This is a genomic window from Nocardia sp. NPDC004582, from assembly GCF_053602115.1.
On record NZ_JBSGCY010000241.1, the window covers coordinates 1 to 5,179 of the forward strand.

6 protein-coding genes are annotated in these 5,179 nt (G+C 71.3%); 4 read left to right on the top strand and 2 right to left on the bottom strand.

Annotated elements, in window-relative coordinates; genetic code table 11:
- Positions 1-682, bottom strand: a 682-nt coding sequence (locus ACWELJ_RS33140; RefSeq protein ID WP_452370017.1) for an MFS transporter, incomplete at its 3' end; no start/stop codon positions are given.
- 124 nt (positions 683-806) lie between these two features.
- Here ACWELJ_RS33140 and ACWELJ_RS33145 point away from each other — a divergent pair.
- From ACWELJ_RS33145 to ACWELJ_RS33160, 4 genes are read left to right on the top strand one after another with little or no spacing between them, the layout of a single operon-like run.
- Positions 807-1,826, top strand: coding sequence for a hypothetical protein (locus tag ACWELJ_RS33145; RefSeq protein WP_452370018.1), 1,020 nt, complete (start codon positions 807-809; stop codon positions 1,824-1,826).
- Positions 1,827-1,831: 5 nt separating this feature from the next.
- Positions 1,832-2,812 carry a hypothetical protein gene (locus ACWELJ_RS33150; RefSeq protein WP_452370019.1) on the top strand — a complete coding sequence of 327 codons (981 nt, stop codon included), beginning with the start codon at positions 1,832-1,834 and terminating at the stop codon, positions 2,810-2,812.
- Between the two features lie 36 nt (positions 2,813-2,848).
- Positions 2,849-4,102, top strand: a complete 1,254-nt coding sequence (locus ACWELJ_RS33155) for an adenylosuccinate synthetase (RefSeq protein ID WP_452370020.1) — start codon at positions 2,849-2,851, stop codon at positions 4,100-4,102.
- A 10-nt stretch (positions 4,103-4,112) separates the two neighbouring features.
- Positions 4,113-4,736 carry an NUDIX hydrolase gene (locus tag ACWELJ_RS33160; protein ID WP_452370021.1) on the top strand — a complete coding sequence of 208 codons (624 nt, stop codon included), beginning with the start codon at positions 4,113-4,115 and terminating at the stop codon, positions 4,734-4,736.
- A 143-nt stretch (positions 4,737-4,879) separates the two neighbouring features.
- Here ACWELJ_RS33160 and ACWELJ_RS33165 read toward each other — a convergent pair.
- The coding region (locus tag ACWELJ_RS33165; protein ID WP_452370022.1) for a zinc-binding dehydrogenase at positions 4,880-5,179 on the bottom strand (300 nt) is incomplete at its 5' end.

A 5,179-nucleotide genomic window follows, 5' to 3' on the forward strand; every position in this document is an offset into this window, starting at 1 on the left:
GCCCGCCCAGCGCGCGCGGCGACACCGCGCCCTTGGCCGGCCGCTCGTCGCGGTGGTCGCGCACGAACAGCGCCAGGATCAGGACGCCGAACGCGGCGATGCAGAAGCTGGCCACGAAGACCGCGTCGTAGGCCTGCGCGGTGGCGGCCAGGATGCCGATCGCGACCAGGGGTCCGGCGAACGCGCCGATGGTGTCCATGCTCCGGTGCACGCCGAAGGCGCGGCCGTAGAGCCGCGGCGGGGTGGACAGGGTGATCAGGGCGTCGCGGGGCGCGGTGCGCAGACCCTTGCCGGTGCGGTCGAGGGCGATGACCGCGCCGATCGCGCCGACGGCGCTGCCTGCGGCCGGCATGCCGAGTTTCGCGACCGCCGACAGGCCGTAGCCCAGTCCGGCGATGAGTTTGCGGCGGTTGGTCAGGTCGGCGACGTAGCCGCCGATCAGCCGCAGCAACGCGGTCGCGCCGGTGTAGGTGCCGTCGACCACGCCGTAGGCGGCGGGGCTCAGATGCAGTCCGATGACCAGGTACACCGGCAGCACGGCGGTCATCATCTCCGAGGAGATGTCGGTGACCAGGCTGACGGCGCCGAGTGCGAACACATTGCCGCTCAACAGGAAGAACGCCTTGCGGCGCGACGGTGTCGCGTCGTCGCCCCCGGAATGCGGGCGGTCGATCGTGGACATGTACATCGGTGTACTACCTCAGGGGGTCGCAGGGAAGCCGCTCGACGACCTGTGTTTTTGTCTGATCTACAAAAAGTTGCCGAAATCGCTGGCGTTCTCTGTTTTAGTCATCTAGCCTAAAACCATGACGACAGCGCGAGAGACCGCGGAGACCATCCGGGCGGCTCGGCGGCCCGAGGACCTCTTCGGTTCCGCCGCAACGGATTCCACGAGCAGGCAGGCGGCGCGACGCCGGTATCACCGGCTGGCCGCACTGGTCCACCCCGACCGGGTCGAAGCCGTCGACGCAGCGACCGCGAGCGCCGCCTTCGCCCGGCTCGCGGAGCTGTACCAGCGATGGCTGGACCTGGACGCGGCCGCCTTCGAGGTGACCGGGGCGCGCGGACGGCATCCCGTCGGCGCGCTGCACGCGGCCGGATCCATCGCCGACGTCTACCGCTCCGGTTCGGATCGGGTGGTGAAGATCCCGCGGCGGGCGGCCACCAACCGGCTGCTGGCCGGTGAGCGAAACGCCTTGCGCGACATCGCGACCGTGGCCGCCGAACACGAGTGGCTGCGGCCGTACTTCCCCGAACTCGTCGACACCGTCGACCACCTCGACTCGAGTACCGGCGAGCATCGCACGGTCAATGTGCTGGCGGGCCTGACCGACGGGTTCGTGACGCTGGAGGACGTCCGCGCCGCCCATCCGGACGGGCTCGACCCGCGCGACTACGCGTGGATGCACCGCCGGCTGCTGCGCTGCCTGGCCGGTGCGCACCTGGCGGGCTGGGTGCACACCGCCATCAGTCCCGCCAATGTGCTGGTGCATCCGCGACTGCACGGCATCGTGCTGGTGGGCTGGTCCTTCGCGACCCGGCCCGGCAATCCCGCCGCGGCCACGCTGAAGTCGCTGGACTATCCGCCCGAGATCCGCGACGCGGTCTCCCCCACCACCGACGTCCACCTCGCGCACCGCCTCATGCTCACCATGCTCGGCGACCGCGCGCCCGCCCCGATGCGCGCCTACGCCACCGGATGCCTGCAGGCCGATCCCGGACTGCGCCCCGAGGCCGCGGATCTGCTCGGCGAATTCGACGATCTGCTCGACCGGCTCTACGGGAAGCGCCGCTTCCGGCCGTTCGAGCTCACGAAAGGTAAGTGATAGCAATGGGTTACGGAAGCTGGGACGACAGCGCCTACGACGCGGCGCGGACCTTCCGCGCCGCCAAGGGCCTCGACGACTTCGGCTACACCGCCGACATGCGGTCCACGCCGTGGGAGCAGTGGAAGGCACACCCCACGCTGGATCCGTTCGGGGTGGGCATGCGGGAGTCGCGCGACTCCGACGACCACGGGAACTCGCTGCCCATCGCGGTGCTGTTCGACGTCACCGGGTCCATGGGCCGGGTGCCGCGGGTCATGCAGGAGAAGCTGGCCACACTGCACGGGCTGTTGCAGCGCAAGGGTTATGCCGACGATCCGCAGATCCTGTTCGGGGCCATCGGCGACGCCGACAGCGACCGGGTGCCGCTGCAGGTCGGGCAGTTCGAATCCGACAACCGCATGGACGAACAGCTGCGGCTGATCCTCCTGGAAGGCGGCGGAGGCGGGCAGAAGTCCGAAAGCTACGAGCTGGCGGCGTATTTCATCGCCCGCCACACCGTCACCGACGCGTGGGAGAAGCGCGGCCGCAAGGGCTACCTGTTCATCGTCGGCGACGAGCTGAACAAGAAGCGGCTGCCCGCGCGGCACATCCAGGCCGTCATCGGCGACGACGTGCGCAGCGACATCGCCGTCGACTCCGTCTACCGGGAGCTCGGCGACCGGTGGCACGTGCACTACATCCTGCCCAATCAGTCCAGCTACTACCGGGATCCGGAGATCGCCGAGCACTGGCAGCGGCTGCTGGGCGAGCGGTTCCTGCGGCTCGACGATCCGGCCGCGGTGTGCGAGCTCATCGCGCTCACCATCGGGATCGGCGAGGACCGCGTCGATCTGGGGGCCGGGCTGGCCGACCTGCGCGATATCGGGTCGACCGGTGCGGCCGACGCGGTCGGCAAGGCCCTCGCGCCGCTGGGCACGGTCCGCCGGGGCCGCAGCGTGGGCGCGCTGCCCGCCGCCACCGGCACCGACGACGCCGAGCTCTGACACGGCATCGGATCACGAGAAACGAAGGGACAGCTCATGTTCGGCGACCGTCACCTGATCGTGGTGGACCTCGGCTTCGGTGACGCCGGGAAAGGGGCCACCGTCGACTGGCTGTGCTCGGCGCGGGCCGGGCTCGACGTGGCCGCGGTGGTCCGGTTCAATGGCGGGGCGCAGGCCGCCCACAATGTGGTCGCCGACGGCCGCCACCACACCTTCCGCCAGTTCGGGTCCGGCACCCTGTCCGGGGTGCCGACCCTGCTGTCGCGGCACATGCTCGTCGAGCCCCTGGTCCTGGCGGCCGAGGCCCGCGAGCTCGCCGCGCTGGGGGTCGCCGATCCGCTCGCCCTGCTCTACGTCGACGAACGCGCCCTGCTCACCACGCCGATCCACGGAGCCGCCAACCGCTGCCGGGAGGATACGAGGGGTACCGCCCGGCACGGTTCGTGCGGCATCGGCATCGGCGAGACCGCGAGCTATGCCCTCGACCACGACGCGCCCCGGGTCGCCGACTGTCTGCGGCCGGATGTGCTGCGGCGCAAGCTGATCGCACTGGAGCAGCACTACGCGCCGCTGCTCGCCGCGGGACGGCACCGCTACGACCCGATCGACGATCTGGTCGCGGCGTACACCGCCTTCGCCGACGCGGTCGCCATCCTGCCCGGTGAGCAGCTCGCGGGATTCGCGCGCGACGGGCGGCTGGTCTTCGAGGGCGCGCAGGGTGTGCTGCTCGACGAGTGGCGCGGAACCCACCCCTACACGACCTGGTCGACGGTGGAACCCCGCAACGCGCGAGACATGCTGGCACGCATCGGCGCTCCCGGCTACGTGCTGGGGGTGACCCGGGCATACCTGACCCGACACGGAGCCGGACCGTTCCCGACCGAGGACCCGGCGCTGTCGATTCCCGAGCCGCACAATGGAACCGGCGTGTACCAGGGCGCGTTCCGGCGCGGGCACCTCGATCCGCTGCTGCTGCGCTACGCGATCGACGCCTGCGGCGGGATCGACGGGCTGGCCGTCAACCACCTCGATGCGGTCGGCGACATCCGCACCGCCACCGGGTATCTCACCGCGGACGGGTGCGTCGACCGGCTCGACTGCGGGGCATGGCAGGACCTGGAGCACCAGCGGCGGCTCACCGACCTGCTGTGTGCCGCCACTCCCGCCCTGGCCGACCTGCCCGGCGACGTCCCCGGCTATCTGGAGACCGAACTCGGCGCGCCGGTGGTACTCACCGCCCACGGCCCGGATCGAGCCGATCGCACGCTCCGGATCACCGCTCAGGCATGATTGTCCATTTGTGGAGCAACAATCCGCGGTATCCATCGACGTGATCGCCCTGCGCTTCGGGCCCGACGACCCCACCGCCACGCTCGGCATCGCCGCGCGGCGGTGGGAACCGTTCGCCGGCGAACTCGCGCTGCCGGGCGTGCTGCTCGGCCTCGGCGAACGTCTCGCCGAGGCCGCCCACCGCGCGGTGCACACCAAACTCGGGGTGCCCGAGGACGCCATCCTCGCCGTCGGGCAGGTCGCCACCTTCGACGAACCCCATCGCGACCCGCGCGGGCCGACCCTGTCCATCGCGATGTGGGCGGTAGTCGGCGCGCACGACTCCGACACCGCGACCTGGGTGCCCTTCGACGCGGTCCCGCCCCTGGCGTTCGACCACAACCAGATCGTCGCCGCCGCCCGCGCCCGGCTGGCCGACATGCTGTGGAAGGACCTGACTTTCACCCGCGCCCTCACCGGCGACGAATTCACCGCCACCCGCGCGGTCGGCCTCACCACCGCCCTGCACGGCGCCAAACCCGACCCGGGCAACCTCAACCGCACCCTGGCCGCGTTGCCCGGCCTGTCCCGCACGGGCGAACGCGTCCGGGTCAAAGCCACCGGCCGCCCGGCCGCCGTGTGGTCCTTCGGCTGAACACAGCCTCCCAACGGATCCTGGGCACGGGTCACGGGGGGCAGATCGGCCGCACCTGGTTCCTGAGGTTCATCACGCGAAATCGCCACGGCCGAGGGCATTCCGCGCGGCCACGAAGCCGGAGACGGCCCTCCCGTCGGGCGTTACGGGATCAGGACCGGGCGGCCACGCAGCGAGCCTGCGGCGAGGAGGCGGTGGGCGTCGGCAACGCGGTCGATCGGGAAGGTTTCGGCGACGCGCGGGGTCAGACGACCCGCGTCGACCAGTCCGGCCACTTCGGCCAAGCGGGTGCCGTCGGCGCGAATCCAGGTGTTGGACACCCGGATTCCACGCAGCGCCGCCGGCTCCGCACCACCCACCACCGCGACGAACGCGCCACCGGAGCGGACCGCGTCGAGCGCCTCCGCGCCCAGGACGGCCGCGTCCACCGCGCCGTCCACGCC

Coding starts and splice junctions, on each gene's coding strand:
- ACWELJ_RS33145 (WP_452370018.1), top strand. CDS start 807: ATGACGACAGCGCGAGAGACCGCGGAGACCATCCGGGCGGCTCGGCGG.
- ACWELJ_RS33155 (WP_452370020.1), top strand. CDS start 2,849: ATGTTCGGCGACCGTCACCTGATCGTGGTGGACCTCGGCTTCGGTGAC.
- ACWELJ_RS33150 (WP_452370019.1), top strand. CDS start 1,832: ATGGGTTACGGAAGCTGGGACGACAGCGCCTACGACGCGGCGCGGACC.